Raw genomic sequence first — 25470 nt, 5'->3', positions numbered from 1 at the left:
TTCCGATACAAATCCACGGTGAAAATCCTCCCGCCCTCCCTGTCGCCAGAAAGGGTAAAGGTGGACGACTTTTACGCCGCCCGCAGCGGGCTCATCCCGCCGCTACCGTGGTCGACTTTCTCACCGCCGTTCTCACTTATTTTGTTGTGCTTTCGGAAGAAGTTGGCTGGGGTGGTAGGATTCGAACCTACGATACACGGTACCAAAAACCGATGCCTTACCGCTTGGCTACACCCCAACGTGAGCCGCTACTTACGCAATAGGCTTAGCCGTATCAAGCCCTCAAAGTCAAAAATATCTCTTCAACAATGAATGATCTGCCGGACGCGTCGAAAGTCGTGTTCGGACCTTTCACGCCGTTCGTTTATCGTGGCCGGTCTGACCATGAAAACTATAGCAGGCCCGGCCTTTTCGTTTAGAACGATAGAGCGCATCATCTGCATCCGTGATAATCTGTTCAGCGCTTTTCGGCGTCAGACCGTCATGCATTGCGATCCCGACACTGCCCGAAACCCGGCAAATGTTATCGGCAAAGGCGACTGGCCTCTCGATACGTTCGTTCAGGCGTTGGGCAAGCTGGGATAACTTTTCATTATCAGTGAGTTGTGGAAAAATCAACAAGAATTCATCCCCACCGAATCTGACCACGGTGTCGTTTTCACGGGTGACTTCCAGCATGCGCTGCGCCACTTGCTTCAGGACATGATCGCCGGCGGCATGGCCGTGTTGATCATTGACCTGCTTGAAATAGTCCAGATCGAGATGCATCACCGATACGGCCTGATCGGTGGCCAGCAGACGCGAAAGCACATGATCCATCGCGCGGCGGTTTTTCAACCCGGTCAAGGTATCCGTAAACGCCTGCTCTTCCGCAGCCATTCTTGCCCCTTGCAAACGCTCGTTGAGCAATCGCGACGCCTGCATCGCGGCCGATTTGGCTTCGACCAGATACAGCATCTCAACAGTCAGATCCGTCGGGGCGAAATCGGCATTGGTCAGGTGATAGTCGCGAACGCTATCCACCACCGAGATCCCGAATGACAGATTCAGAATCGCGCCACCCGTTTCATCTGCGACAAGCACAGCCTTCAGACTGGTATGGGGCGGCTCTCGAAACCGGAGCTGGAGCTTGCGACCGGCAATCGCCAACAGATCCGACATCATCCCGACGCCTTGCGGGCGGTGCAGATCAAACACGTCCAGCAATCGTTTCCCGACAAGCGGGTCCCCGATCCGTAATTTCGCCAGAGTTGGACCGACATGTCGAATTTGTCCGGTCGCATCCACGGTCAGATGCATCGGACAAAGAATATCAAGAATACGGTCAGACGCCATCTAGTCGCCTCCGCCCGTATGATTGACACGCGCGCCCAGATCGAAACTGCGACCGACCGAATATTCAGTCTCGAAGAGAGTGATCTCTACAAATTCTTCAGTCCCATCGCCTTTTCCGAAATCGAGGCAGGCAAGCGTGCCGTAATCATCCGCCAAGGTTCGGAGCAAACCAACCAGCACATGTCCAAAACCCGGCATCCGAGAACGACAGATCAGCCGAAATTCGGCCGACCCGAATTCGTGAAGCTCTAGCTCTGGCAGTTCAAGGTCAGAAACGGCAAGTCGCGCCCTTTCAGGAAGATCGTCCAGTGAATGCAGAAATTCGATGAAATCTCCGCCCCCGAAGCGCAACAGCCGTCGCAGGGATTCATTGTTGGGGTGGGACACAAGGTATGTCCCCATATCTTCCAACAGTCCGGCGCGAGGCTTTGCCAGTTCGGCACTGCATGCATCAAGGAAAACGCTAGTCAAGTCGTCTTCGTAGACCAACATAGACTCGAAGCTGAGAACCCCGCTATCCGTGCGATGCGCTATACGATCCCAAACCTGTGGGCCATATGTGTCACGCACGAAACACTGAATCGTCCGGTTGATTAGGCCATGCATCAATTTCATCCCTATTCTCAGGGCCAGCTTGACACGCGCTACATTAAGATTCGTTGAATCTCTGGAGGTCCTTCTTGTCTTGATCCCTCCGGTTGCGGTGCTGTCGCCGCAAGGGTGCCACAGCAATCACCTCTGCTCGTGCGCAATCAATCCTATTACGGCCGAGGCGATGGCACGCAACCTGCGGCATTCAACTTGGGAAATGCCGCACAGCATCTTGGCGCGATCATTGAAAAAAAATCGGTTCAAACGAAACAAACAATGGATAGATTTTCGGAGGCGTCAGTTGGCGGGCCCACCGTTGATCCGTAAACATCAGACTGCCGCGGGGGTCCCGATGTATCAGCGGCAGATCCGAACCGCATGGACGCAACACGTCAATGCGGCGAGAGATAGTCGGCAGAAACGTAACCGGTGACTGACGGTGCCTGTGCCAAAGAGACCCGACACCAGAGCTGGCCCAACTCGGTCACACAGTCGCGGCGGATCACTTCGGTGCCGTCCGGCAAGCCCAGAATTACTCTGAAGCCAAGTCCGGGGCCGCCTCGCAGCTTCAAAAGCTCATCCTGCCCGGCACCTTCAACCAACGTCCGCCCGCCTGCGCCATGACTGCACCCAGCGACGAGTACGAAAGCGAAAAGCACAATGATCTTAGTTCGGTTCATGGTTTGACCTCGGTCGTTCCGGGCTTGCGCCCTGTTTACACGGCTTTGCCACACGAATTCATGTTTGGACGTAAATTACCGGGTCCGTAATGGGTCTGTCGACAGAAGTATAGTGAGCTACTCCCTTTCCTCGCGACGCATTGGTATGTCGCGCAATACCATCACAAATTATTTGAATGCAGGCAGGATTGAGTCGCATTTTATGGCGCGAGAGCGGCAAAGCAAACTTGATCCGTTCGCCGAACAGCTTGCCGATCGATTAAAGAGGCTCTGTTGCGCAAGTCCGTTGAAGGGTTAGTCTTGTAAAACTAGTATGTTAGCCTGAATTCATGAGCGAATTCCCCCGACCTACAAGACCAGGAACTGGCCAAGCCATAACGAAGCGCACAAGAGACGCAGCTCGCTGATGATCTGGTTTGATCCCGAGATGAGCCGGGATGCCGCGCCGACAGGTCGGCGTGGTCGCCAGCAGACCTATAGCGATGCCGCCATTCAGACGTGCCTCTCTATGAATGCGTCGTTGGCATGGGCGGGTCATACATCGCCGCAGATGGTCCAGATTTACGCGGCCGAGGCACGGCGTGGCCTTGTGGCGGACAAGGCTTTTGCCAAGCTGCGCGGAACGAAACGGGTTCAGAAATTGACGCGCCCAACAGAAATGGTTCGACAAAATGAACAAACAACACAAAGAAATCAACGACAAAGGGGGTGAAGTGGCGGACCGAGGAGGATTCGAACCCCCGACCCCCTGATTCGTAGTCAGGTACTCTATCCAGCTGAGCTATCGGTCCGTTGGGGCGGGATTACCTTCCGATGTCGGGCTTTGCAAGGGGCAAAATACAGGAAATTTCAATCATCGAGCACGTCTTGCATGGGCAAGCTGATCTCGAAGCGGGATCCTGCCTCATCGCTTGAAACCAGACGAAGCGCGCCGCCATGGCCGCGCAGCAGTTCCTGGCTGATAGCCAGACCAAGCCCCGACCCGCCCTTCCGGGCACCGCCATGAAACGCCTGGAACAGGTGTTCGCGCGCTTTGGGCGGCAGGCCGGGGCCGGTATCGGTAATGTCGATATACCAGGTCGTGTCGTCTTCGCGGGCGGCGATGTTGATCTCGCCCGGTTTCCCGGTTCCGACGATCGCTTGACGGGCGTTTCGCACAAGGTTGGAGAGTGCGCGATACAGTTGCTCGGTATCGGCGCGGATCATCATCTGTGCGGGAATATCCTCGGACAGGCTCAGGTCGTGGTCGCCGATGGCAAGTCGCTCGCCATCCAGCACATCGCCCACGAGTTCCGCCAGATTGAACCGCGTCAACGTCGGCGCGGGTTCCTCAGCGCGCCCGAAGGCGAGTGTGCTTTCGCACAGGGAAACCGCGCGCGTGATCGAATTCACCAGCTTTGGTGCCAGCCGCTGCACGGTCGGGTCGTCGGAGGTTTCGATGCGGTCCGTAAACAACTGTGCCGAGGTCAGGATATTGCGCAGGTCATGGCTGATCTTGGCCACAGCACCGCCCAATTGCGCCAACCGCTCTTTCTGCTTTAGCGCCGAAGTCAGCTGTGTTTCAAGCGTTTGCAGCGCTTCTTCAGCCTCGCGCAATTCGCGGACGCCGGCAGTCGGACGGAGGATACGCCGGGCATCTTCGGGCGCGGCGGCATAGCTCGCCATCTGATGCACGAGTTTCTTGATCGGTTTGACCAGCAATCGACGCACGGCAAGAAACAACATCATCGCCGTAATCACCGAGATCACCGCTGACAGCGCTAGAATGCGCAACCCATAGTCGATCATCGCCATTCGCAGCGGCACAGTTTCCATCGTCACTTCAAGCAGCAACCCGGCATCGCGCAGCGGATTGCCGATGACGCGGATCATCCTCGGCTCGGGGTCGGCCAGTTGCGCAACCGCGTCGCGGATCAGGGTGGTCGCGGAGGGATCGCGCAGATCATAGGTCGCCCAGACCGCATCCGGCATCGGGGATGACAGCACCAACTGTCGAGCCTCGTCCCGTCGCAGCACCACGTTGAAAACGCCGGCGTTCAGCAACAGCTCTTCTTCGAGATCGGCACCAATATTGTCATTTGCCAGCCGTGCGAGCGACGCGATCTGAGCACGCTCCAAACGGGCCAGCAGAAAATCTTCTCGGAACCGCGCGACAGACGGCAGAAAGATCAACACCTCCGCCAGCATCACGAAGATCGTTGTCAGGATCAGGAAACGGCCGGAGAGCGAATTCAACATGGGTGGTAAGACACAATCCCTCAGGGCAGCCAGCGCTGCACAAGTCCCACGACACGCTTGACCATGTCGCTTTCAAACAATCTGGGGGAGAAATAGGCCCCCGCGGCCCGTTTGTTAACCTCCCCGATGGTTGGATAGGGCGAAACCATATTGGCAACATGGCTCATTTTCAGACCGTTGGCGATGACAAGCGACCACAGGTTGATCAATTCGCCCGCCTGATACCCTGCGATAGACACGCCAACCGGCCGCCCCTTCACGACCATGACCTTGATAAGACCGGTCGTCTTGCGTTCGGCAATCGCGCGGTCATTGTGGCTGTAGTGAAAACGGACGGTTTCAAACCCAGCCCCGTGTTTTTTCTGGGCCTCAGCCTCTGTCAGACCGACCTGCGCCAGTTCCGGGTCGGTATATGTGGCCCATGGGATATGCGCGGTTTTGGTCTTGGCCGGCAATCCGAACAGGGCAGAGCGAATGACGATACCTGCGTGGTAGCCCGCAACATGGGTGAATTGCAGCCCGCCCGCCACATCGCCAATGGCATAGATCCGCCGATTGGTGGTTTTCAGACTGTCACCAACTTTGATCCCTGTGCGAGTCGTCTCGACGCCTGCCGCCTCAAGGTTCAGTTTGTCGGTATTGGCTTTGCGGCCGACGGCGACCAGCAGATGCGTGCCATGAAAGACGCGTCCATCCTTGGCCTCGACCTCGATGGCACCTTCAGTTCCACGGACTTCCTGCGCCAATGCGTCCTCGGCAATCTCGATGCCTTCGGCGCGCAGCTTCTCCAGAACAATCTCGGCCATCTCGGGGTCATCTTTGCCAAGCGCCTTTGCCCCTTCGATCACGGTCACGTCAGACCCTAGCCGCCGATGGGCTTGCGCCATCTCCATGCCAATTGGTCCGCCACCGATGATCAGCAAATGGCCGGGACGTTCGCGCAGCTCCCACAGCGTCTCATTGGTCAGATGCGGTACTTTATCCAGTCCGGGAACCGGCGGCACCAGTGGAGAAGAGCCCGTGGCGATCACGATCCGGCGCGCAGCGATGACGGCGTCCCCTGCCTGCACCTCGTTGATGGACAGGAAGTGGCCGTATTCTCGGATGACCGTGACACCCAGATCTTCGAATCGTTCCTGGCTGTCGACCGGGGCCATCTGGCCGATCACATCGGCCACATGGCCTTGGGCTGCGGCATAATCGACCTGTGGTGACGCATTCGCCACGCCGTACACCTCGGCATGCGCCATGCCGTAAGCAGCCTTGCCGCTGGCGATCAGCGCCTTGGAGGGCACGCAGCCGTAATTCAGGCAATCGCCGCCCATCTTTCCACCTTCCAGCAGCACCACCTTGGCACCCATCTGGACAGCCCCGGAGGCCACGGACAGACCGCCAGAACCGCCCCCGATGACCAGTAGATCTGTTTCGATGCGTTTCATCAGATGTCCTTCCGCCCGCGAATTGATTTGATCACAATGGGCAGCGCTGCCAGCGCCGCCAGACCGAGAATTGGCCCGATAACCTGCGGCTCCCACAAGAGGCTCAGATCGGGCGTGTCGCCACGGTCAAAGACTTCTCCAACGCCCACGCCGATCGAGGTGAACACAATCGCACCGGGGATAATGCCCAACGCCGTGGTCCACAGGAAGTTGCGGAATTTCACCCCTACAATCGCCGGCAACAGGTTGGCCACGAAGAACGGCACCGCCGGCACCAGTCGAAGCAGGAACAGGACGCTGATCTCGTTCTCCCGCAGACCTTCGCGCAGCTTGCTCAACTTGCCTTCCGATGCGTCGATCTTGGCGCTCAGCGCCTGCCCCAGCCCCCAGCGCGCCGCCAGAAAAATGGCCCCCGCACCGATGGTCGCCGCAACCACGTTGAACCCTGTCCCTGTCCAAAGCCCGAACAGAAATCCACCGGTGACAGAGGCAACCGCAGCCCCCGGCAGCGAAAAGGCAACAATGGTGATATATGTCGCGACGAACCCAAGCGCGAGCAGCACGAAATGCGCATCCCGATACGCCAGCAAAGCCTCTCGATTGGCCCGAAGCGTTTCAAAGGTCAGGTAGTCGCGCAGCATAAAATAGCCCGCGATCGCCACGACCAGAATCACGATCAGGGGCACATGTCGGGCCGCGCTGGGGAATTTCGTATCGGTCATATCGCTCATATCCGGGTTCCTGATGTGGGGCATGGTGACAGATACATGCGCAAAGCGATGCAGAAACGATACCCGCCTCACGGGCGCTTGATCCACAGTGACAGGTTTGGCAGTGAATTCGGCGCTTGTGCGGGGTATTGAAACATTCCGCGCCACGTCCTGACGGAAAATGTTGCAAAACCCTATTGCGGCGTTTGACTTATCCGCAGCACCTGCCTATAGCACGGGCTTCGAATAAACGGCCCTGCGAAACGAGTCTCGCGCCTCGGGCCCAAGACTCAGACGGAGACGGAGCGATGAAACGCACCTTTCAACCCTCGAACCTGGTTCGCAAACGCCGCCACGGCTTTCGTGCGCGCATGGCCACCAAGGCCGGCCGCAAGATCCTGAACGCGCGCCGCGCGCAGGGCCGGAAGTCGCTGAGCGCGTAATCCGCGTCTCGGGATGGACGATATGACACCGCCGGTGGCTTCCGTGGATGGCAATTCTGCCAAAAACACGGTCAAGCCAGCGGCGGTTTCGTCATGTCCGCAACTTGTCGTGTTGCAAAAGCGGTCGGATTTTCTGGCTGCTGCCCGCGCGCGCAGGCAAGGCTCTGCCTCTATGATGGTTCAGGCGCGGGCACGCGGTGACGGGGATCCGACGATTCGCGTGGGGTATACCTGCTCCAAGAAGGTCGGCAACGCGGTTGCCCGCAATCGCGCCAAACGTCGGTTGCGCGAGGCCGCTCGATTCGTCCTGCCCCATGAAGGGCTGCCGGGCCACGACTACGTCCTGATCGGCCGGGCCGAAGCCACGGCCGCGCGCCCCTTCGAGGCGCTGAAGGCCGATCTTTCCCAAGCGCTTGCAAAGTTGCACAAATGACCCCGCTGGCCCATGTTGCCGCCCTGCCCGTGCGCGCCTATCGCCTGCTGTTTTCGCCATGGGTCGGGCACGGCTGCCGCTACCAGCCCACCTGCTCTGCCTACGCGCTGGAAGCGTTGGAAAAACACGGCGGCCTTCGTGGCAGTTGGATGGCGGCATGCCGCATCGCGCGTTGTCATCCGTGGGGCGGATCCGGCGTCGATAACGTGCCCGAACGCCGAAGATAGCCGCGTGTCCGCTGGCCGAATCCCCCCTGCCCCCGCTATCACAGAATGACTTTGCCGAAGGTCCAAACCATGCTTGACGAGTCCGACGACATTCATCCCTTGTTTCACGGCGCCCCGTCAGGCACCGAATTCAAGAAACTGCGCAAGCGGATTGTCCGTCAGACCCGCGAGGCGATCGAGCAATACGGCATGGTGACGCCCGAGGCACGCGATGGGGCCGCCCGCCCAAAATGGCTTGTGTGCCTGTCCGGCGGCAAGGACAGCTACACCCTGTTGGCCGTGCTGTACGAGCTGCAATGGCGCGGATTGCTTCCCGTGGACCTGCTGGCTTGCAATCTGGATCAGGGGCAACCCGGCTTTCCCGCCACCATTCTGCCCGAATTTCTGAAGAAGATGCAGGTTCCGCACCGCATCGAATATCAAGACACCTATTCCGTCGTCGTGGACAAGATACCCGCCGGTCGCACGTTCTGCGCGCTGTGTTCGCGGCTGCGACGCGGCCATCTGTATCGGATTGCGCGCGAAGAAGGGTGCTCTGCCGTTGTTCTGGGCCACCACCGGGACGACATTTTGGAAACATTTTTCATGAATTTGTTCCATGGCGGGCGGCTGGCGACAATGCCGCCAAAGCTGGTCAACGAAGAAGGCGATCTGTTCCTCTATCGCCCCTTGGCCCATGTCGCCGAAGCGGATTGCGAGAAATTTGCCCGCGCGATGAACTATCCGATCATCCCCTGCGATCTTTGCGGCAGCCAGGACGGGCTGCAACGGCAGCAGGTGAAACAGATCCTCGATGGCTGGGAAAAGAACAGCCCCGGCAGACGACAGGTGATGTTCCGCGCGTTGACCAATGCGCGGCCCTCACATCTTCTGGATCCGAAACTGTTCGATTTTGTCGGACTGGCGCTCAAAACAGACGAAATTGAAGAGAATTCGCCAGAGATTCCTCGCCTGAGTTAATCTTTGCACCACCCCCGGCGCGCTATTGTCCACCCATCAAAGTGGGACCGGCCGACAGCGCCACCATGGGGGCAGGATGAGCAACTTCGTCAGGAACATTTTTCGCGGCAACAAACATCTTCGCGCGGCGTTTCAGGGGCCGCAGGTTGTTGCGTTTGTCCCGGCAATGGCATTGGCGGCTTTCTGGTTGCTGGGTGAAATGGCAATGCTGACTATCGCGCTTGGCGTACCTTGCATTCTCTCTTTGACAGGTTTTTTCCGTGCGACCGATGCGGACACTGGTGGCGTACATGTAGCCGAAGTCATCACCTTGAACATGCTGCATCCGCTGGCATCCGAGGTTCTGTCGATCGCCCGCTGCCAGAAAAAGATGACTGCTTGTCTGCTGCTGGGGTTCGAGAACACGCAGGCACTGGCGAGCCGACATGGCCCTGAAACCATTATCAAGCTGCGTGATGCGGCGGCGGAACGGTTGCGCAGCGTATTGCGCCCCGGCGACGACATTTATGTTCTGGAAAGTGATCAAATCGCAATATTGCTTGGTCCTGTGATGCGCCTGGATCTGGAAAGCGCCCTGCAACTTGCGACTCGTGTTCAGGCCGCCGCCGAAGAACCCGCAGCCATTGACAGAATTGCCGTCTATCCAAGTTGTTCCGTCGGCATCAGCCTGTCATCCCGCCTTGAGGAAAACGATGCCGGCGAACGCCTGTTGGCGAATGTCGAGGCGGCATTGGCAGAGGCACATTCCAACGGCCCCTCAGCAATTCGCGCCTGGTCTCGGCACAGCCGGAACACGAATGCCGATGCCTACCCTCTCGAATCCGAAATCCGCGCAGCACTCGAAACGGGTGAGATCGTACCGTGGTTCCAGCCCCAGATCAGCACCGAAACCGGGCGCGTGACCGGGGTAGAGGCATTGGCCCGCTGGAATCATCCCGATCGCGGCATCCTTCCCCCCGCCGCCTTCCTTCCCTCGATCGACGCAGCCGGTCTGCTGCCGCGCTTGTCCGAAATCGTGTTGCAGGAAACGCTGGAGGCAATGCGCGGCTGGGACAATGCCGGGCTGACCATTGCGACTGCGAGCATCAACATGACCACGCAGGACCTCGATGATCCGCGCCTGACCGAACGTTTGGCATGGCAGCTTGACCGCTTTAATCTGACGCCTCACCGTCTGAATATCGAAGTGTTGGAAGATGTCGTGGCAAACGGTCCAGATGATGTGATCGCTCGCAATATCCGTGCGCTGGCGGCATTGGGCTGTGGCATCGACCTTGACGATTTTGGCACCGGTCAGGCCTCGATCAGTGCTTTGCGCCGGTTCGATGTCTCGCGTCTCAAGATAGACCGCAGCTTCATTACCCGTTTGGATACTGATGATGATCAACGTCTTGTGGTCGCCGCCGTAATTGGCATGGCAGAACGCCTTGGGCTGGATACTGTCGCCGAGGGCGTCGAAACCGTGGGCGAACATGCGCTTTTGGCGCAATTGGGATGTACGCATGTCCAGGGATTTGGGATCGCGCGCCCGATGCCCGCGGACCGTATCCCTCAATGGATCGAGGCTCATAATACAAAACTGGTACAGGCACCGCGGCTGCCTCGGGCCACCGGATAGAAACGCGACCAGACCACCTAATGCATCGGCAACCACGCAGAAACCGGTGATACACGAGAACGCCGCATCCACCGTGCAAATGCCCCACGCAACGCTGTTCTGCGCATCGGCGCTGCGGAACGTCGACGACAAAACCTGCCCCGCACGGACCAAACACGCTGCATGGTCAACAAAACTTGTGCTTGAAAGCGCGAAGACACTGCCAACTCAAGCCGCTTTGGGGGATAATCCGCTTGACCTTTCCCCCTAGGGTCTGTTGAACCCAAGCCTAATTTCAGGAACAGGCACAGGTGGCGTTCCCCCATGGACGATCAGAATAAAAACCTCATTCTTGCGACGGCGCTTAGCTTCGCGGTGATCCTGGCTTGGTTCGTACTTTTTCCGCCGCCCGAGCAGGTCACCCCTGATCCAAACGCCCCGACCGTCACTCAACAGGACACTGCATCAGATGCGGCAGCGGTGCCCATGGCAGCGCCATCCTCTGGCACGAACGCGGGTGCTGCCGAAGCCGCGACGCCGCAAAACGCCGACGAAGCGCCGCGGATTGCCATCGAAACGCCGCGGCTGAGCGGGTCCATTTCCTTGGCAGGTGGCCGCATTGATGATCTGTTCCTCAGCGACTACCGGGTCACTTTGGACCCCGGCGCTGAAACTGTTCACATGTTGCGCCCCGTCGGATCTGACGCGCCCTATTACGCACTGTTTGGCTGGGCACCCGGTTCCGGCCTGTCGGTTGATGACGTGCCTGGTGCCAACACGCTGTGGCAGACCGAAGGCGCGGCAACGCTCACCCCTGAGGCCCCCATCACCTTGACATGGCAAAGCCCGGCTGGCCTGGCGTTCCGCCGCACCATCGCGGTGGACAACGATTTCATGTTTACTGTGACGCAGACGGTTGAGAACACCTCCGGTAACACGACAGCGCTGGCCCCTTACGGCATTCTCGCCCGCCACGGTGAACCCCAGGATCTGAAGAATTTCTTTGTTCTCCACGAAGGTGTCGTCGCGATGGCGGATGGCGAGCTTTCCGAGATCGACTATGACGATATCGTCGATTACGCCATCAATGCCAACGAAGGTGCCAGAGCAGAGGTCACGCAGGTCGCCTCCAACGGCTGGGTCGGGTTTACCGATCATTACTGGATGTCGACGCTCGTCCCGACCCCCGGCGCCGCCTACAAATCGGTCGTGAAATATGACGACCGGCGCGACATCTATCAGACAGAGGCGGTTCGCCCGACAATCACGCTTGCGCCAGGTGAAACGTCCGAAGTCTCAACCCAGCTCTTCGCCGGTTCAAAAGAGTGGGAAACCATCCGCGAGTATCAAAAGGGAGGTGTCGAACGCTTCGTCGACTCCATCGACTGGGGCTGGTTCTTCTTCCTGACCAAACCGATCTTCGCGGTCCTGCACTGGCTGAACGCGATGATCGGCAACATGGGCTGGTCGATCATCCTGCTGACCTTCCTGATCAAGGCACTGCTTTTTCCGCTGGCCTATAAATCCTATGTCTCCATGGCGAAGATGAAAGAGCTTCAGCCGCAGATGGAAAAGCTCAAGGAAAAGGCAGGCGACGACCGCCAGAAGATGCAGCAGGAAATGATGGCGCTCTACAAGCGCGAAAAGGTGAACCCCGCTTCGGGCTGTTTGCCGATCCTCTTGCAGATCCCGATCTTCTTTTCGCTCTACAAGGTGATTTTCGTCACGCTGGAACTGCGTCACGCGCCCTGGATCGGCTGGATTCGCGACCTGTCCGCGCCTGACCCGTCGTCGATCCTGAACCTCTTTGGCTTGCTGCCCTACGCCCCGCCGGACCCCAGTTCGATCTTCGCGATTGTCAGCCTGGGCATTCTGCCGATCCTGCTGGGTATCTCCATGTGGCTGCAGCAGAAACTGAACCCGGCCCCTGCCGACAAGACCCAGGCGATGATCTTTGCCTGGATGCCTTGGGTCTTCATGTTCATGCTGGGAACCTTCGCCTCCGGGCTGGTCCTGTACTGGATCGCGAACAACACGATCACCTTCACCCAGCAATATCTGATAATGCGCAGCCAGGGCTACAAGCCCAATGTCTTTGGCAACATCTTGTCGTCCTTCAAGAAAAAGCCAAAGCCGGACGAAAAGTAATGGTCCGTCTCACGCAGATCTGGCGGCACCCGGTCAAATCCCATGGGCATGAGGCATTGTCGCAGGTCAGCCTCACGGCTGGCCAGACACTGCCCTGGGACAGAACCTGGGCCGTTGCGCATGAAGCCTCCAAAGCCGATGGATCTGCTTGGGTGCCTTGCGCCAATTTTTCACGCGGATCAAAGGCGCCGAGATTGATGGCGATCAGCGCGCAGCTTGACGAAGAAACGTCGACGCTGACCCTGACCCATCCCGACTTGCCAAAATTGACGGTTCGCCCCGATGAGGAAGGTGCCCGCCTGATCGACTGGGCGCGCCCTGTCATGCCCGCAGACCGCGCGGCCTCTGCACGGGTAATCCGTGTGCCGGGGCGCGGCATGACCGACAGCGCATTCCCGTCCATATCCATCGGCAATCTCGCCACACATCGCGCGATCGAACAGAAACTGGGTCAGAGCCTTGATGTCCGGCGCTGGCGGATAAATCTTTGGCTCGACGGGCTGGAAGCTTGGAAAGAGTTCGACTGGATCGGCCAAGAGATCCGCATCGCTAATGTCAGCTTGCGTATCCGGGAACCGATTACCCGCTGCATGGCCACCACGGCAAATCCCGACACCGGGATCCGCGATGCCGATACGCTTGGCACGCTCAAGACATGGGGCCATACCGACATGGGCATCTATGCCGAGGTTTCCGCCTCGGGAAAAATCGCCATCGGCGACAGTTTGGAGACCTCCTAATGCAACTCCCTTTTCCCCTCGCGGAAGAGCCTGACGCCGCGACCCGCGAAAAGGGGCGGCTGCTGTTTGCCGCCGAATCGCAGTTCCTCAAGGGCGTCGTGGCAATGGACGGCCTGCCCGATGCCGACCGGATAGAAGTGTGCTTTGCCGGACGCTCCAATGTCGGCAAGTCCACCTTGATAAATGCCCTGACCGGAACCAAGGCGCTTGCCCGCGCCTCCAACACCCCCGGACGCACGCAAGAGATCAACTTCTTCACCCAGTCCGACAGCCATTACCTCGTCGATCTGCCCGGCTACGGCTATGCCAATGCCCCGCTGGCAGTGGTCGAAAAATGGCAGCGCTTGCTGAAGCGCTACCTCTCTGGCCGCGCCAACTTGCGCCGCGCCTTCGTTCTCGTGGATACCCGCCACGGCGTCAAAGCCGTCGACGAGGAAATCATGACCCTGCTTGATCAATCTGCCGTCACCTTCCAGGTGGTGATGACCAAGGCCGACAAGGTCAAACCCGCAGAACAGGAAAAAACCCTGACCCAGGTGCGCGCGGCACTCACCAAACACCCGGCGGCTTACCCGGAAATCGTTGTGACCTCCTCAGAAAAATCCGACGGCCTGGAAACCCTGCGCAGCATCATTGCCGGGCTCGACTGACCTCCCTTCTTCTTGGCGAAAATACTCCGGGGAGCGCGAGGGGTCGGCCCCTCGCTCCTGCACTCGCCAAGATCCCCTACTATCAACCATTCAGCGTGACGCGGCCCAAAGCACCCCTTGCACCCTCTGCCCGTGCATCCGATAAACGTTGCAGACCGACAGGGATGCCAAGGATGAAGAAGCGCGCCATGAACCAGGACTGGATCACCACCGCCCGAACGCTGTCAGAAGCATTGCCCTACATGCAGCGCTATTCAGGTGCCATCGTGGTGGTGAAATTCGGCGGCAACGCGATGGGCGACGCCGATGCGATGGCCGAATTCGCCCGTGACATCGTGCTGATGCGCCAGGTCGGCGTGAATCCGGTTGTGGTCCATGGCGGCGGCCCGATGATCAATGACCTTCTGGGGCGGCTTGGCATCGAGTCCAAATTCGTCCGGGGCAAACGCGTCACCGATCAGGCCACGGTCGAGGTGGTCGAGATGGTCCTGACCGGCCTTGTCAACAAACGAATCGTTCAGGCGATCATGGACGAAGGCGGCCGCGCCGTCGGGCTGTCGGGCAAGGATGACGACCTGATGGTCTGCGAGGCGGACGACCCGGAACTGGGCTTTGTCGGCCGCCCGATCGAGATGAACGTGCAGGTCCTGCGCGACCTCTTCTCGGCAGGGATCATCCCCGTCGTTGCACCCGTGGCAACCGGCATGGATCCGCTAGAGACGTTCAACGTCAACGGCGACACTGCAGCGGGTGCCATCGCAGGCGCGCTCAAGGCCGACCGGCTCCTGCTTCTGACCGACGTGTCCGGCGTCAAGGACGCCTCGGGCGAAGTCGTCACCTCCATGTCCCCCGATGACGTGCGCCGTATGACCGCTGATGGCACGATCGCGGGCGGCATGATCCCCAAAACCGAAACCGCGCTGAAAGCCATCGAACAGGGCGTGCGTGCCGTGGTAATTCTGGACGGGCGCGTGTCCAACGCCTGCTTGCTGGAGTTGTTCACCGATCACGGCGCAGGGTCGCTCATCCGACGGCCAAGCCCGGCACCTACGCCAGAGTGATCGCGACACGACCCGCTTCCGCGACAGGCTATGCGCGGATCGAGACGCTGGCAGCCAGCCGTTCACTAGCGATTCGCGGGGCGTTTCACCCCGGCCAAGATGATGCCGCACCCAAAGGGTGTCAGACACTGCTGCTGCTCGGCCCGGACGAGCCGCGCTTCTGGTCCGTCTTCAGCGCATCGCCAGAGAAATCCGACGGCGCGCCGCACCCTCTCGACCGCTGGTCAAAACGGCAGGCCGGCGCATTGGCGCAAGAGATCGGTGCGCAGGCCATTTACCCCTCTGACGGCCCACCATGGCCGCCATTCATTGCCTGGGCGCTTGCCTCTGGCCGGATCCACGTCTCGCCCACCGGGCTGCTGGTGCAGGATCAGGCGGGCCTCCTTGTCAGCTTCCGTGCCGCCCTTGCAATGCAGGACCGGCTGGATCTGCCATCCTCACCACCCTCCCCCTGTACGTCCTGCGCAGCACCCTGCACCACTGCCTGTCCTGTGGGTGCACTCGCCCCGGAGCAGGATTATGACATCGCCAAATGCGCGGCCCATGTGCGCTCGGCACAGGGGCAGGCCTGCCGAACGGGCTGCCTTGTGCGTCGGGCATGTCCAGCCTCCAGTCGCCTGGGCCGCGACCCGGCACAATCCGCGTTCCACATGGCCGCCTTCCTGAAAGGACAGACATGCGCCTGATCCTCATGCGTCACGCCAAATCCAGCTGGGACGACTTTACCCAGCCGGACCACAGCCGCCCGCTGAATGACCGCGGCAGACGCAACGCTCGCGCGCTCGGTGCCTGGCTGCGCAGCAACGACTATCTGCCGGATAAGGTGCTCTGCTCGACCGCGACGCGCACCCGCGAGACACTGGACCTTCTGGAACTGGGTGCATCCGTCGTCTACCCGGAGGACCTCTATCATGCCTCCCCCGAAATACTGCTGCGGTCACTGCAAGGGGCATCCGGAAATACGGTTCTCATTCTCGCACATAATCCGGGAATCGGAAGTTTTGCATCAAGAGTGGTGGCGCACCGGCCTGACCATCCGCGTTTCGGGGCCTATCCGACCGGCGCGACGCTCGTGGCCAGTTTCGATATACCGCGATGGGCCGACCTGTCGCTCAATAGCGGCACCGTCAACGCATTCATCACCCCTCGCGATCTGGCCGAACAGCCATAGTTGCACCCGGCGCTCTCCACACGCGCCAAGGCCGGACCCGAAGGCCCGGCCCACGTTTCACCGACGGCGGCTGCGCCGCCCGAGGAGAAACGTCCCCCCGGCCCGGAGACACTCAGCGGTCAAGATCGACAGGCACCTCGACAACCACCTCACCTGCCTTCTCGAAGGTCAGGGTCAGCGTGACAGTGTCGCCTTGCGCCAGCGGGTGCTTCAACCCCATCAGCATCACATGATCCGCGCCGCGTTCCAGCATGTGAACGCCGCCCGCAGGCACAAGAATCCCATCCGGCACATGGCGCATCTGCATCACGCCATTGCCGCCGTCGATATGGGTGTGCAGCTCCACCTTCTCGGCCACATCAGAGGCTACACCGATCAGCCGGTCAGCCTCATCGCCATGGTTTTCAAGCATCATGAAGGCAGCCCCCGACTTGGCACCGGGACCAGACACACGGGCATAAGAATCATGCGCATGCATCACGTTGGTGTCGGCAAACAGCGGCGTTGCGGTCAGGGCAAGCGCCAGGACGGCGCGGGAAATGAAAGACATGAGGTCTCTCCTGTCAATAATTGGGAAGTCAGTAGATAAGATAACTCAGACGGGTTTTGACAGGTCGCGCAGCGGCGGACCCCGCGCTTTTGGCGCAAAGCTGTCCGCGCCTCCCACACGCACCAGTGCCGCGCGAAAGACCAGCGTCTGTCCCACCCGGTGCGGCAGCGCCTCTACCGGGTCCGCCGCCACAGCCCTCAACAGGCTCAGCGCGCAATCGGGGCAAATATGCGACGGGGAAACCGGGTTGCCTTCGGCATCCACCTGCACCGTCACGACGCCGGTCCCGGTGCACAGCACCATCTGTCCCGCCACCATGGTCTGCCCGCGCGCCAAAGCCATGCTCTGCGCCGTCAGCGTCAAGACCAACGCAAGCATCACTGCGAAAAGGCTGCGGAAAACCGGTGTCATGGCGTCACTCTAGCCAGCAGTTCCGGGTGTTCGACGCGACAAAAGGAAACAGCCCCGCCGGTAAAGGCGAGGCTGCATATTGTCCCTCGATCATAAGCTTGTCAGGCCGTTGCGGCCAGCGCCTTTGCGATCTCTTTCTTCACTTTCAGCGCAGAGGCCGAAAGCTCGTCATCCTTGGCTTTCGCAAGGTATGCGTCCAGCCCACCACGGTGATCAACGCTGCGCAGCGCCGAAGCCGAGATACGCAGCTTGATGCCACGGTCCAGCGCTTCGGATTGCAGCGTGACGTCGTTCAGGTTCGGCAGGAAACGACGGCGGGTCTTGTTGTTGGCATGGCTGACATTGTTGCCAGTCATCGGGCCTTTTCCGGTCAATTCGCAACGGCGCGACATGTGTCCATCCTCGTCTGGTTCCGGCAAAAGCCTCGCTTTCGCCAATATTAAAAGGCACTGCCGCAGCAGCGCCCGGAAACTGGTTGGGTGTCATTAGGGCCTATGCCCCAGCCCGTCAAGAGGCATCGGGCGGATTCCGCCCTGCTTGTGCGACAGCAACCAGCCTGGCTGCCCGTTCAGCCGCGAACTCTGCCAATTCCGGCCGCTGTCTGCGCGCCGCGACCTTCGCGATATGCGACCAGTAATGGTCCGATTCGCGGCGGCGGGTCCGGTGCAGCGCGATGACGCGCGCCGGGTCTACCTCGCCGGACAGCAGAAGTGTCTGCAAGTCGCCGAAATGCCCGCCCTGCCGCAAGACGCGACTTGCCGGATGCCCGCCCCCGCCCAGGCGGCAGATGCGCAGCTTGGGGAACACCGTCTGGATCATCTCGGCATTCACCACATCCAGCCGCTTGAACGGATCGCACAGGATCACCCCTTGCAGACTGCGCCGCGCCGTGGCGTCCAGACTGCCCAGCGCATCATCAAAACCGTCCGCACAATCACGATAGCGCGCATCCCCCGGCAGCAGCCTTGGCGAGATCGTGAATTGCGGCGAGACGGCGATCAGCTGCCGCAGCCGCAACGGTTTGGAAAACCGCAGCGCTGCATAGCCACCCATCGAAAAGCCGATGGCAGAGACACGCCTGTAGCGCGCCGTCAAATCCCGCAGGACTTTCGCGATCTCCAGCGTGTCGGCATTGATGTACCAATCGTTGTGCCGGCTTTGAAGGTGCAAGTGCGCATGGTTGTGGCGAATGAAGCTGTGAACGGGGCTGGCACCGCTGAACGTTCCCGGATCATTCACTCTTTGCCGAAAGGTGACAAACAGGCGGTCAGCATCAGGATTGAACAGGCTGGCACGTATCAGATCACCGTCAAAGACGCGGTCTTCAGTCCCGGCCACGGATTCAGCCGCCCAGATAGGTCTGCATGAGTTCCACCGCCGCAGCCGAGGGAGTCGCCTGTCCCGTTTCAACCTGGCGCGCGAGTGTTTCCAGCGCGCCCTTGATGGGCTCGCGGCGCAGACGTGACAACAGGGACTGGCGCACCTCTTCCTCGAACCAGAACCGGGCCTGTGCTGCGCGGCGGCTGTCGAAATGCCCGGCGTCACGCCGCCAGTCCGTCAGGGCGGTCATCTCGTCCCAGGCATTTTGGATGCCTTCGTCTTCCAGTGCGGACACGGTCATCGCCTTGGGAAAGCCGTCCGGGTCCTGAGGCCGCTTGCGCAACAGCCGCAACGCGCCCGCATAGTCGGCGCGGGTGCGTGTCGCCGCGGGTTTCAGGTCTCCATCCGCCTTGTTGACCAAGATAAGATCCGCGATTTCCATGATGCCGCGTTTGACGCCCTGCAATTCGTCGCCGCCAGCAGGGGCCAGCAACAGCACGAAAAGATCGGCCATTTCGGCCACCATGGTCTCGGACTGGCCGACCCCCACGGTTTCGATCAACACCACGTCAAAGCCCGCCGCCTCGCACAGCGCCACCGCCTCGCGCGACCGGCGCGCAACGCCGCCCAGCTGGCTTTGGCTGGGGGACGGCCGGATAAAGGCATTGGCGTCACGGCTGAGCCGTTCCATCCGGGTCTTGTCGCCCAGAATCGACCCGCCGGAGCGGACGGAGGACGGATCGACCGCCAGAACAGCCACTTTCAGGCCTTTGCCGGTGAGAAAACAGCCGAAGGTTTCGATAAAAGTCGATTTGCCCACGCCCGGCGTTCCCGAAAGACCTATGCGCAAGGCCTGCCGGCCTGAGCCCTTGAGTTCGTCCAGCAAGGCCGCCGCAAGTTTGCGATGATCATCGCGTCCGCTTTCCACCAATGTGATCGCCCGCGCCAAGGCGCGACGTTCGCCTGCAAGGATGCGTTGCGCCGTGTCTGGAATATCCATGCCGCCCTCATTCGCTGCTTTGGCACCATTTGCATGGTTTGCGGCATGGTTGTCCAGACGACCAGCGCAAGCGCACCCGGACGGGACGGGAGCGAGGGGCCAGCCCCTCGCGCTCCCCGGAGTATTTTTACCAAGAAGAAGCAGGGGACCACGGGCTTTACGGCGGCGAGGGCGCGCTCCATAAGGCTGGGCATGGACCGGCTGCCTATTGATGATGTCTTGCCCCAGGTGATTGCCGCGCTTGCAAAGCGCGGGCGCGCGGTGCTGCAAGCCCCGCCCGGGGCGGGCAAGACAACGCGGGTTCCTCTGGCGATGCTGGAGGCGGGCCTGACGCAGGGGCGCATTCTGATGCTGGAGCCGCGGAGGCTGGCGGCGCGTGCCGCGGCAGAGCGGATGGCCGAAACCCTGGGGGAGGCGGTGGGACTGCGCGTCGGCTACCGCATCCGTGGTGAGGCGAAAGTTGGTCGCACCACGCGGATCGAAGTGGTCACCGAAGGTATCCTGACGCGGATGATCCAGTCCGACCCGGAACTTTCCGGTATTGGTGCGGTGATCTTTGACGAGTTCCATGAACGGTCCCTGAATGCCGATCTCGGCTTGGCGCTGTGTCTGGAGGTTGCGGGGGCCTTGCGCGACGATCTGTTGTTGCTGGCAATGTCGGCGACATTGGATGCAGGGCCGGTGACGGGTTTGATGGACGCGCCAGTGGTAACGTCAGAGGGCCGAAGCTATCCGGTTGAGACGCGGCACTTGGCCCGGCCGCTGGACCGGCGCGCAAGGCTGGAGCAGGCGGTGGCCGAACAAGTGGTGGCCGCGCTTGGCGAAACGTCGGGTGGCGTGCTGGTGTTCCTACCCGGCGAGGGCGAGATCCGGCGGGTGGAAAATGCCTTGTCAGGGCGTCTGCCAAAGGACTGCGTTCTGCGGCCGCTTTACGGTGCAATGCCCTTCGCCGATCAGCGTGCGGCAATCCGGCCCGACCCAACCCACCGCAAGATCGTGCTGGCCACATCCATCGCCGAAACATCGCTGACGATCGAGGATGTGCGCGTGGTGATCGACGCGGGCCGCGCGCGGCGGGCACGGTTCGATCCTGGCTCTGGCATGTCGCGGCTGGTCACGGAACGCGTCACCCGCGCCGAGGCGACGCAACGCGCCGGGCGCGCGGGACGTGTCGCGAAAGGCGTGGCCTACCGGATGTGGACCAAGGGCGAAGAAAGCGCGCTGGCCGCCTACCCGCCCGCCGAGATTGAGACTGCGGACCTGACCGGCCTGGCGCTGGAACTGGCCGCATGGGGGGCGGATGCAGCCGAGATGCCGTTCCTGACCCCGCCCAACCCCGGAGCGCTCGCCGAGGCGCAGGCGCTGTTGCGGATGCTGGGCGCGCTGGACAACGCAGGCCGGATCACGGTCCATGGCAAGGCGCTGGCCGCGCTGCCACTGCATCCGCGCCTTGGTCACATGCTGGTGACAGCCGGGCGGGATGCGGCCCCGCTGGCCGCGCTGCTGGCCGAGCGTGATCCGTTGCGCGGCGCGCCTGCGGATCTGTCGCTGCGATTGGAAGCGCTGGTCGATCCCAAGGCCCATGCAGACCGGCGGCCCTGGCCTGCCGACCGCGCCACGCTGTCGCGCATTCGCGCCGAGGCGAAACGTCTGGCGCGATCCGCCAAGCCCGCTGGTCCGCTGTCACCGGCAGCCATGGTGGCGCTGGCTTACCCTGACCGCGTTGGTCTTCGGCGCAAAGGCGAGGCACCGCGCTTTGTGCTGTCAGGCGGCAAGGGTGCTGTGATGAACGAGGCCGATCCGCTGGCAGGACAACGCCTGATCGTCGTGACCGACACCGATGGCAACCCGCGCGAGGCGCGCATTCGACAGGCCATCGTCCTGCCCGAGGCAGAGTTGCGCGGCCTATACGCTGATCGCATTACCTGGGTCGATCTGTGTGAATGGTCGCGCCGCGAGCGTCGGGTGATCGCCCGTCAGCAGGAATGCTACGGCGCACTGGCGCTGGATGACCGGCTGTGGAAGGAGGCTCCGGCGGACGCCATCGCGCTGGCCATGCTGGACGGCGTGCGCGAGCTGGGCTTCGCCTTCTCCGCCAAGGCGCAATTGTTCCGGGCACGGGTGACGCTCGCCCGCGCAGACGGGATGCACCTGCCGGATATGTCCGAAGACGCATTGATGGCGGGGCTGGAAGAGTGGTTGCTGCCCTACCTCGCCGGCATCAAAACCGCTGATGACTGGAAACGCTTCGACGCGCTCGATGCATTGCGGGCGATGCTGGACTGGGACAACATGCAGGCGCTGGACCGGGCGGTGCCTGCACATTTCACCACGCCTCTGGGGCGCAGCATCCTGATCGACTATTCCGGTGAGGCACCCGAGATCAGCTTGCGCTTGCAAGAGATGTTCGGCCAGAAAACACACCCTTCGGTCGGGGGACAACCGCTGCGGGTTACGCTGCTGTCCCCGGCGGGTCGTCCGGTGCAGATAACCATGGATCTGCCGGGGTTCTGGGCAACCTCCTATGAGGATGTCCGAAAGGACATGCGCGGCCGCTATCCAAGACATCCCTGGCCGGACGATCCCACCCAGGCCGATCCGACGCTACGGGCCAAGCCGCGCGGGCAGTAGGGCATCGGCCCCCAGACCCGGAATGGGGCGGTGAACTTGTCCAATGGACTTTAGCCACAGCCCGACCAATCATCCCAGCAAACCGACACGCCACAGTTACAGCGCCACCCGCACCGGCCCTGAGCCGGTGCCTCGCGGTCCGGCGACACGCTCTCACAAGGGCGGGCGCTCAGACGCCCAGACACCAGCGCATGACCGCCTTTTGCGCGTGCAGGCGGTTTTCGGCCTCGTCAAAGATCACCGAATGCGGGCCGTCCATCACCTCGGACGTGGCCTCATCATCGCGATGTGCGGGCAGGCAATGCATGAACAGCGCGTCGGGCTTTGCGTTGGCCATCAATCGCTCGTTCACCTGGTAGCCGCGCAGCTGATTATGCCGCCGCTCGCGCGCGGATTGCGGATCATGCATGCTGACCCAGGTGTCGGTGACGATCAGATCCGCGCCCTCAACCGCTGTCATCGGGTTGCGCTCGATCTCGACGCGGACACCCTTGGACCGCGCTTCTTCGATGAAGCCGGGTTCGGGGTCCAACGTCTGCGGCCCGGTAAAGGTGAAATCAAAGCCGAATTGTCCGGCGGCGTGAATGAAAGACGCGCAAACATTGTTGCCATCGCCCGACCAGACCACCTTCTTGCCCGCGATCGGCCCGTTATGTTCCTCAAACGTCATGATATCGGCCATGATCTGGCAGGGATGTGTCCGGTTTGTCAGCCCGTTGATCACCGGCACATCCGCATGTTCGGCCATTTCCAGCAACGTCGCCTCTTCAAACGTCCGGATCATGATCAGATCGACATAGCGGCTGAGAACGCGCGCGGTATCGGCGATGGTTTCACCATGGCCCAGTTGCATATCCGTTCCCGACAACACCATCGTCTGCCCGCCCATCTGACGCACCCCGACATCGAAACTGACACGCGTCCGGGTCGAGGGCTTTTCGAAGATCAGCGCGACCATCTGACCGGCAAGGGGCTGTTCGTCATCAGGCGCGCCTTTCGGACGGCCAAGGCGCGCCTTTTTCATCGCCTTGCCGGAATCAATAATCTGCCGAAGGTCCTCCGGCGAGGTGGTGTGAATATCGAGGAAATGGGTCATATATGGGTTCGCTTTGCTGTCTGCCGGAAAAATCTCGACCTGTCGCCGGGGCGCGCGCCCCGGGGGATGATGTTGCACGGTAGAATGGTTCAGCTTCGTCGGAAATGCATGTTCTGCACCAGTTCGCCATCCTCGCAGGGGCGTACCTCGCCGGGTATGAACCCTGCGCCGCGAAACATTGCGATGCCACGCGGGTTGGTCAGGCGCGGATCGGTCACTACCTCTGGCGCACCGCCATCCAGCAGCGATTGCGCATACTGACGAACATAGGCCTTGGCATGGCCCTGCCCAAGAAAGCTTGGGGCGCCAAGGAAGGTGTCCACGGCACGCGTGCCCTGCGCCGTATCGGTGAAATGCGGCACGCCTGCCAGATGAGGACACCAGTCCTGAATGAAGGCAAACGCCTCACCGTCCTTTGCAACGATATGCATTTTGCAGTCGCCACCATCGATTTCGGCATCGATCAGCGCAATCTCATGCTCTGGCGGCCCCCAGACAGGGGTGACATGCGCCTGCCCCAGCCATTCGCGTAGCATATCGTAATCTGCGCGTGTCACCGGGCGGAACTCATACATCAGGCCCGACGGCGCTTGCCGCTGCATCAATCCGCGTCACCGCCTCGGCGATCTCGTCTTCCGTCAGATTGAGGGGCGGCAAAAGGCGCACCACATTATCGGCGGCAGGCACAAGGATCACCAGTTTGTCATAGCCCGCCTTGACCAGATCGGCGGGGGCGACCTTGCATTTCAGCCCCAGCATCATGCCGGACCCGCGCACGCCCTCGAAAACATCGGGATGAGAGGCGACCAGCCCCTCCAGCTTTTGCCGCAACAGGCCCGACCGCTTGCGCACATCGGCAAGGAATGCAGGGTCAGAGACGATTTCCATGACCTTGCCGCCCACCGCGCAGGCCAGCGGGTTGCCCCCATAGGTGGATCCATGCGTGCCCACCACCATGCCCGCTGCCGCATCTTCGGTCGCCAGCACTGCACCCAACGGAAAACCCCCACCGATGCCCTTGGCGACCATCATGATGTCGGGCGTGACACCAGCCCATTCATGCGCGAACAGTCGACCAGTCCTGCCCATGCCACATTGCACCTCGTCCAGAATAAGCAAAACGCCATTATCATCGCAAAGTGCGCGCAGGTCCTTCAGTTCTTGATCAGCCAACGGGCGGATGCCGCCCTCGCCCTGTATCGGCTCGATCAGGATGGCGGCGGTGTTGTCATTGATGGCCGCATGCAGCCCGTCATGGTCGCCCCATTCGACATGTTTGAAACCCGGCAACACAGGACCGAAGCCTTTGACCATTTTTTCCGACCCGGAGGCCGCGATGGCGGCCGATGAGCGACCGTGGAACGACCCTGAGAATGTGATAATCTCCACCTTCTCGGGCTGACCTTTCTCGTACCAGTATTTCCGCGCCATCTTGACCGCCAGCTCGCAAGCCTCGGTGCCGGAATTGGTAAAGAACACCGTGTCGGCAAATGTCGCCGCCACCAGCTTGTCGGCCAGATCTTGCTGCTGGGGGATGCTGTAAAGGTTGGAGACGTGCCAGACCTTGTTCGCCTGATCGGTCAGCGCAGCCGTCAGATCGGGGTTGGAATGGCCCAGAACATTCACGGCAATCCCGGCACCCAGATCAAGAAATCGGCGTCCGTCGGCCTCGGTCAACCAGGGGCCTTCGCCCTTGACGAAGGACAGAGGCGCACGCGCATAGGTGGGCAGAACGGACGGGATCATGGATAGCATCCTTGTGAATGAAGCTCTTTGAGTGCCGCATGGGCAGGCTCAAGTCAATCTGATGAGGAAGGTTTGCGCCAGCAACGGACGCGGGAACAACAGGCGCGGGACGTCAGACGCAGGAGCGTCGGCGTCGGATCACGGTATTTTGGTGCCTATTGTTCATGCAGGGGTATTTATATGCGCGTGCCAGAATGCACCAGAGGATTTTTTGCGCCACCGCCCGGTTTGCGACCGAAATGTGGTCACGGGCATTTTCGGGAGTCGCAATAGCTGAGTATTCGGCCCTTGTG

At 60.8% G+C, this 25470-nt stretch carries 27 protein-coding genes, 2 tRNA genes and 1 pseudogene; 13 read left to right on the top strand and 17 right to left on the bottom strand.

The features are described from left to right. Positions 1-163: 163 nt before the first annotated feature. From ACN0WV_RS05070 to ACN0WV_RS05055, 4 genes are all read right to left on the bottom strand, one after another. Positions 164-238, bottom strand: a tRNA-Gln gene (locus ACN0WV_RS05070). A 113-nt stretch (positions 239-351) separates the two neighbouring features. Next, positions 352-1335 carry a diguanylate cyclase domain-containing protein gene (locus ACN0WV_RS05065; RefSeq protein ID WP_417604113.1) on the bottom strand — a complete coding sequence of 328 codons (984 nt, stop codon included), beginning with the start codon at positions 1333-1335 and terminating at the stop codon, positions 352-354. Beyond that, complete coding sequence (locus tag ACN0WV_RS05060; RefSeq protein ID WP_417604112.1) at positions 1336-1941, bottom strand: heme NO-binding domain-containing protein; 606 nt, start codon at positions 1939-1941, stop codon at positions 1336-1338. It lies immediately after the preceding gene. A gap of 377 nt (positions 1942-2318) precedes the next feature. Continuing rightward, positions 2319-2606: an SH3 domain-containing protein gene (locus ACN0WV_RS05055; RefSeq protein WP_084354179.1), complete on the bottom strand. Its 288-nt coding sequence runs from the start codon at positions 2604-2606 to the stop codon at positions 2319-2321. Positions 2607-2931: 325 nt separating this feature from the next. Here ACN0WV_RS05055 and ACN0WV_RS05050 point away from each other — a divergent pair. Continuing rightward, positions 2932-3138, top strand: a pseudogene (locus tag ACN0WV_RS05050) (transposase); the annotation flags it as partial. A 182-nt stretch (positions 3139-3320) separates the two neighbouring features. Here ACN0WV_RS05050 and ACN0WV_RS05045 read toward each other — a convergent pair. The 4 genes from ACN0WV_RS05045 to ACN0WV_RS05030 all read right to left on the bottom strand — a co-directional run bounded on the left by ACN0WV_RS05045 (position 3321) and on the right by ACN0WV_RS05030 (position 7014). Further along, positions 3321-3397 (bottom strand) — tRNA-Arg (locus ACN0WV_RS05045). Positions 3398-3455: 58 nt separating this feature from the next. After that, complete coding sequence (locus ACN0WV_RS05040; protein WP_417604111.1) at positions 3456-4844, bottom strand: sensor histidine kinase; 1389 nt, start codon at positions 4842-4844, stop codon at positions 3456-3458. 20 nt (positions 4845-4864) lie between these two features. Beyond that, complete coding sequence (locus ACN0WV_RS05035) at positions 4865-6283, bottom strand: dihydrolipoyl dehydrogenase family protein (protein ID WP_417604110.1); 1419 nt, start codon at positions 6281-6283, stop codon at positions 4865-4867. Beyond that, positions 6283-7014, bottom strand: a complete 732-nt coding sequence (locus tag ACN0WV_RS05030) for a TVP38/TMEM64 family protein (RefSeq protein WP_084350331.1) — start codon at positions 7012-7014, stop codon at positions 6283-6285. Before ACN0WV_RS05030 ends, ACN0WV_RS05035 begins: the two co-directional genes overlap by 1 nt. A 287-nt stretch (positions 7015-7301) precedes the next feature. Here ACN0WV_RS05030 and rpmH point away from each other — a divergent pair, with 287 nt between their 5' ends. From rpmH to ttcA, 4 genes are all read left to right on the top strand, one after another. Then, positions 7302-7436, top strand: coding sequence for a 50S ribosomal protein L34 (gene rpmH / locus ACN0WV_RS05025; RefSeq protein ID WP_084350332.1), 135 nt, complete (start codon positions 7302-7304; stop codon positions 7434-7436). A gap of 22 nt (positions 7437-7458) precedes the next feature. After that, positions 7459-7869: a ribonuclease P protein component gene (gene rnpA / locus ACN0WV_RS05020; protein ID WP_417604128.1), complete on the top strand. Its 411-nt coding sequence runs from the start codon at positions 7459-7461 to the stop codon at positions 7867-7869. Beyond that, a complete protein-coding gene (gene yidD / locus ACN0WV_RS05015; RefSeq protein ID WP_084350333.1) occupies positions 7866-8096 on the top strand; it encodes a membrane protein insertion efficiency factor YidD in 231 nt (76 codons plus the stop codon). The genes rnpA and yidD overlap by 4 nt, the downstream gene beginning before the upstream one ends. A gap of 69 nt (positions 8097-8165) precedes the next feature. Then, a complete protein-coding gene (gene ttcA, locus ACN0WV_RS05010; protein WP_417604109.1) occupies positions 8166-9056 on the top strand; it encodes a tRNA 2-thiocytidine(32) synthetase TtcA in 891 nt (296 codons plus the stop codon). A gap of 22 nt (positions 9057-9078) precedes the next feature. Here the strand turns inward: ttcA and ACN0WV_RS05005 are convergent, their stop codons facing one another. Then, complete coding sequence (locus tag ACN0WV_RS05005) at positions 9079-9381, bottom strand: hypothetical protein (protein ID WP_417604108.1); 303 nt, start codon at positions 9379-9381, stop codon at positions 9079-9081. Here ACN0WV_RS05005 and ACN0WV_RS05000 point away from each other — a divergent pair. From ACN0WV_RS05000 to ACN0WV_RS04970, 7 genes are all read left to right on the top strand, one after another. After that, the gene (locus tag ACN0WV_RS05000) at positions 9373-10674 is read left to right on the top strand and encodes a putative bifunctional diguanylate cyclase/phosphodiesterase (protein ID WP_417604107.1); all 1302 of its coding nucleotides are present in this window, start codon (positions 9373-9375) and stop codon (positions 10672-10674) included. The genes ACN0WV_RS05005 and ACN0WV_RS05000 overlap by 9 nt on opposite strands. Positions 10675-10977: 303 nt before the next feature. Beyond that, positions 10978-12801, top strand: coding sequence for a membrane protein insertase YidC (yidC, locus tag ACN0WV_RS04995; protein WP_417604106.1), 1824 nt, complete (start codon positions 10978-10980; stop codon positions 12799-12801). After that, the gene (locus ACN0WV_RS04990) at positions 12801-13541 is read left to right on the top strand and encodes an MOSC domain-containing protein (protein WP_417604105.1); all 741 of its coding nucleotides are present in this window, start codon (positions 12801-12803) and stop codon (positions 13539-13541) included. Before yidC ends, ACN0WV_RS04990 begins: the two co-directional genes overlap by 1 nt. Then, positions 13541-14191, top strand: coding sequence for a ribosome biogenesis GTP-binding protein YihA/YsxC (gene yihA, locus ACN0WV_RS04985; RefSeq protein WP_417604104.1), 651 nt, complete (start codon positions 13541-13543; stop codon positions 14189-14191). The genes ACN0WV_RS04990 and yihA overlap by 1 nt, the downstream gene beginning before the upstream one ends. Before the next feature lie 173 nt (positions 14192-14364). Then, entirely contained in the window at positions 14365-15252 is an 888-nt protein-coding gene (gene argB, locus ACN0WV_RS04980) for an acetylglutamate kinase (protein ID WP_084350338.1), read from the top strand. Continuing rightward, positions 15249-15938: a ferredoxin gene (locus ACN0WV_RS04975; RefSeq protein WP_417604103.1), complete on the top strand. Its 690-nt coding sequence runs from the start codon at positions 15249-15251 to the stop codon at positions 15936-15938. Before argB ends, ACN0WV_RS04975 begins: the two co-directional genes overlap by 4 nt. Then, the gene (locus ACN0WV_RS04970; protein WP_417604102.1) at positions 15929-16423 is read left to right on the top strand and encodes a SixA phosphatase family protein; all 495 of its coding nucleotides are present in this window, start codon (positions 15929-15931) and stop codon (positions 16421-16423) included. The genes ACN0WV_RS04975 and ACN0WV_RS04970 overlap by 10 nt, the downstream gene beginning before the upstream one ends. 112 nt (positions 16424-16535) lie before the next feature. Here ACN0WV_RS04970 and ACN0WV_RS04965 read toward each other — a convergent pair whose 3' ends face one another. The 5 genes from ACN0WV_RS04965 to meaB form a co-directional block, all read right to left on the bottom strand. Then, on the bottom strand, positions 16536-16973 hold the full coding sequence (locus ACN0WV_RS04965; RefSeq protein ID WP_084350340.1) for a copper chaperone PCu(A)C: 438 nt from the start codon (positions 16971-16973) through the stop codon (positions 16536-16538). Positions 16974-17018: 45 nt separating this feature from the next. Beyond that, positions 17019-17384, bottom strand: a complete 366-nt coding sequence (locus ACN0WV_RS04960; RefSeq protein ID WP_417604101.1) for a hypothetical protein — start codon at positions 17382-17384, stop codon at positions 17019-17021. Between the two features lie 101 nt (positions 17385-17485). Further along, positions 17486-17776 (bottom strand): 50S ribosomal protein L28, encoded by a 291-nt coding sequence (rpmB, locus tag ACN0WV_RS04955; protein WP_417604100.1) that lies wholly within the window; start codon positions 17774-17776, stop codon positions 17486-17488. Between the two features lie 115 nt (positions 17777-17891). Next, the gene (locus tag ACN0WV_RS04950; protein ID WP_417604099.1) at positions 17892-18722 is read right to left on the bottom strand and encodes an alpha/beta fold hydrolase; all 831 of its coding nucleotides are present in this window, start codon (positions 18720-18722) and stop codon (positions 17892-17894) included. 4 nt (positions 18723-18726) lie between these two features. Continuing rightward, positions 18727-19704 (bottom strand): methylmalonyl Co-A mutase-associated GTPase MeaB, encoded by a 978-nt coding sequence (meaB, locus tag ACN0WV_RS04945; RefSeq protein ID WP_417604098.1) that lies wholly within the window; start codon positions 19702-19704, stop codon positions 18727-18729. Between the two features lie 192 nt (positions 19705-19896). Here meaB and hrpB point away from each other — a divergent pair, with 192 nt between their 5' ends. Then, positions 19897-22335 (top strand): ATP-dependent helicase HrpB, encoded by a 2439-nt coding sequence (hrpB, locus tag ACN0WV_RS04940; RefSeq protein WP_417604097.1) that lies wholly within the window; start codon positions 19897-19899, stop codon positions 22333-22335. Positions 22336-22504: 169 nt separating this feature from the next. On the opposite strand, the gene argF is transcribed toward hrpB, so the two are convergent. The 3 genes from argF to ACN0WV_RS04925 all read right to left on the bottom strand — a co-directional run bounded on the left by argF (position 22505) and on the right by ACN0WV_RS04925 (position 25177). Next, the gene (gene argF, locus ACN0WV_RS04935; protein WP_417604096.1) at positions 22505-23431 is read right to left on the bottom strand and encodes an ornithine carbamoyltransferase; all 927 of its coding nucleotides are present in this window, start codon (positions 23429-23431) and stop codon (positions 22505-22507) included. An 89-nt stretch (positions 23432-23520) separates the two neighbouring features. Further along, the gene (locus tag ACN0WV_RS04930; protein WP_417604095.1) at positions 23521-24033 is read right to left on the bottom strand and encodes a GNAT family N-acetyltransferase; all 513 of its coding nucleotides are present in this window, start codon (positions 24031-24033) and stop codon (positions 23521-23523) included. Further along, positions 23999-25177, bottom strand: a complete 1179-nt coding sequence (locus ACN0WV_RS04925) for an aspartate aminotransferase family protein (protein WP_417604094.1) — start codon at positions 25175-25177, stop codon at positions 23999-24001. Before ACN0WV_RS04925 ends, ACN0WV_RS04930 begins: the two co-directional genes overlap by 35 nt. Between the last annotated feature and the right edge of the window lie 293 nt (positions 25178-25470).

Source organism: Primorskyibacter flagellatus (assembly GCF_048268605.1).
In the GTDB taxonomy this organism is placed as follows: Bacteria; Pseudomonadota; Alphaproteobacteria; order Rhodobacterales; family Rhodobacteraceae; genus Primorskyibacter; species Primorskyibacter flagellatus.
Note: the sequence above shows the minus strand (reverse complement) of the source record. Positions and strands in the feature narration are given on the sequence as shown.

Excerpts from the sequence above, each read along its gene's own strand:
- ACN0WV_RS05065 (WP_417604113.1), bottom strand. The coding sequence starts at position 1,335 with ATGGCGTCTGACCGTATTCTTGATATTCTTTGTCCGATGCATCTGACC.
- ACN0WV_RS05060 (WP_417604112.1), bottom strand. The coding sequence starts at position 1,941 with ATGCATGGCCTAATCAACCGGACGATTCAGTGTTTCGTGCGTGACACA.
- ACN0WV_RS05055 (WP_084354179.1), bottom strand. The coding sequence starts at position 2,606 with ATGAACCGAACTAAGATCATTGTGCTTTTCGCTTTCGTACTCGTCGCT.
- ACN0WV_RS05040 (WP_417604111.1), bottom strand. The coding sequence starts at position 4,844 with ATGTTGAATTCGCTCTCCGGCCGTTTCCTGATCCTGACAACGATCTTC.
- ACN0WV_RS05035 (WP_417604110.1), bottom strand. The coding sequence starts at position 6,283 with ATGAAACGCATCGAAACAGATCTACTGGTCATCGGGGGCGGTTCTGGC.
- ACN0WV_RS05030 (WP_084350331.1), bottom strand. The coding sequence starts at position 7,014 with ATGAGCGATATGACCGATACGAAATTCCCCAGCGCGGCCCGACATGTG.
- rpmH (WP_084350332.1), top strand. The coding sequence starts at position 7,302 with ATGAAACGCACCTTTCAACCCTCGAACCTGGTTCGCAAACGCCGCCAC.
- rnpA (WP_417604128.1), top strand. The coding sequence starts at position 7,459 with ATGACACCGCCGGTGGCTTCCGTGGATGGCAATTCTGCCAAAAACACG.
- yidD (WP_084350333.1), top strand. The coding sequence starts at position 7,866 with ATGACCCCGCTGGCCCATGTTGCCGCCCTGCCCGTGCGCGCCTATCGC.
- ttcA (WP_417604109.1), top strand. The coding sequence starts at position 8,166 with ATGCTTGACGAGTCCGACGACATTCATCCCTTGTTTCACGGCGCCCCG.
- ACN0WV_RS05000 (WP_417604107.1), top strand. The coding sequence starts at position 9,373 with ATGCTGCATCCGCTGGCATCCGAGGTTCTGTCGATCGCCCGCTGCCAG.
- ACN0WV_RS05005 (WP_417604108.1), bottom strand. The coding sequence starts at position 9,381 with ATGCAGCATGTTCAAGGTGATGACTTCGGCTACATGTACGCCACCAGT.
- yidC (WP_417604106.1), top strand. The coding sequence starts at position 10,978 with ATGGACGATCAGAATAAAAACCTCATTCTTGCGACGGCGCTTAGCTTC.
- ACN0WV_RS04990 (WP_417604105.1), top strand. The coding sequence starts at position 12,801 with ATGGTCCGTCTCACGCAGATCTGGCGGCACCCGGTCAAATCCCATGGG.
- yihA (WP_417604104.1), top strand. The coding sequence starts at position 13,541 with ATGCAACTCCCTTTTCCCCTCGCGGAAGAGCCTGACGCCGCGACCCGC.
- argB (WP_084350338.1), top strand. The coding sequence starts at position 14,365 with ATGAAGAAGCGCGCCATGAACCAGGACTGGATCACCACCGCCCGAACG.
- ACN0WV_RS04970 (WP_417604102.1), top strand. The coding sequence starts at position 15,929 with ATGCGCCTGATCCTCATGCGTCACGCCAAATCCAGCTGGGACGACTTT.
- ACN0WV_RS04965 (WP_084350340.1), bottom strand. The coding sequence starts at position 16,973 with ATGTCTTTCATTTCCCGCGCCGTCCTGGCGCTTGCCCTGACCGCAACG.
- ACN0WV_RS04960 (WP_417604101.1), bottom strand. The coding sequence starts at position 17,384 with ATGACACCGGTTTTCCGCAGCCTTTTCGCAGTGATGCTTGCGTTGGTC.
- rpmB (WP_417604100.1), bottom strand. The coding sequence starts at position 17,776 with ATGTCGCGCCGTTGCGAATTGACCGGAAAAGGCCCGATGACTGGCAAC.
- meaB (WP_417604098.1), bottom strand. The coding sequence starts at position 19,704 with ATGGATATTCCAGACACGGCGCAACGCATCCTTGCAGGCGAACGTCGC.
- hrpB (WP_417604097.1), top strand. The coding sequence starts at position 19,897 with ATGGACCGGCTGCCTATTGATGATGTCTTGCCCCAGGTGATTGCCGCG.
- argF (WP_417604096.1), bottom strand. The coding sequence starts at position 23,431 with ATGACCCATTTCCTCGATATTCACACCACCTCGCCGGAGGACCTTCGG.
- ACN0WV_RS04930 (WP_417604095.1), bottom strand. The coding sequence starts at position 24,033 with ATGCAGCGGCAAGCGCCGTCGGGCCTGATGTATGAGTTCCGCCCGGTG.
- ACN0WV_RS04925 (WP_417604094.1), bottom strand. The coding sequence starts at position 25,177 with ATGATCCCGTCCGTTCTGCCCACCTATGCGCGTGCGCCTCTGTCCTTC.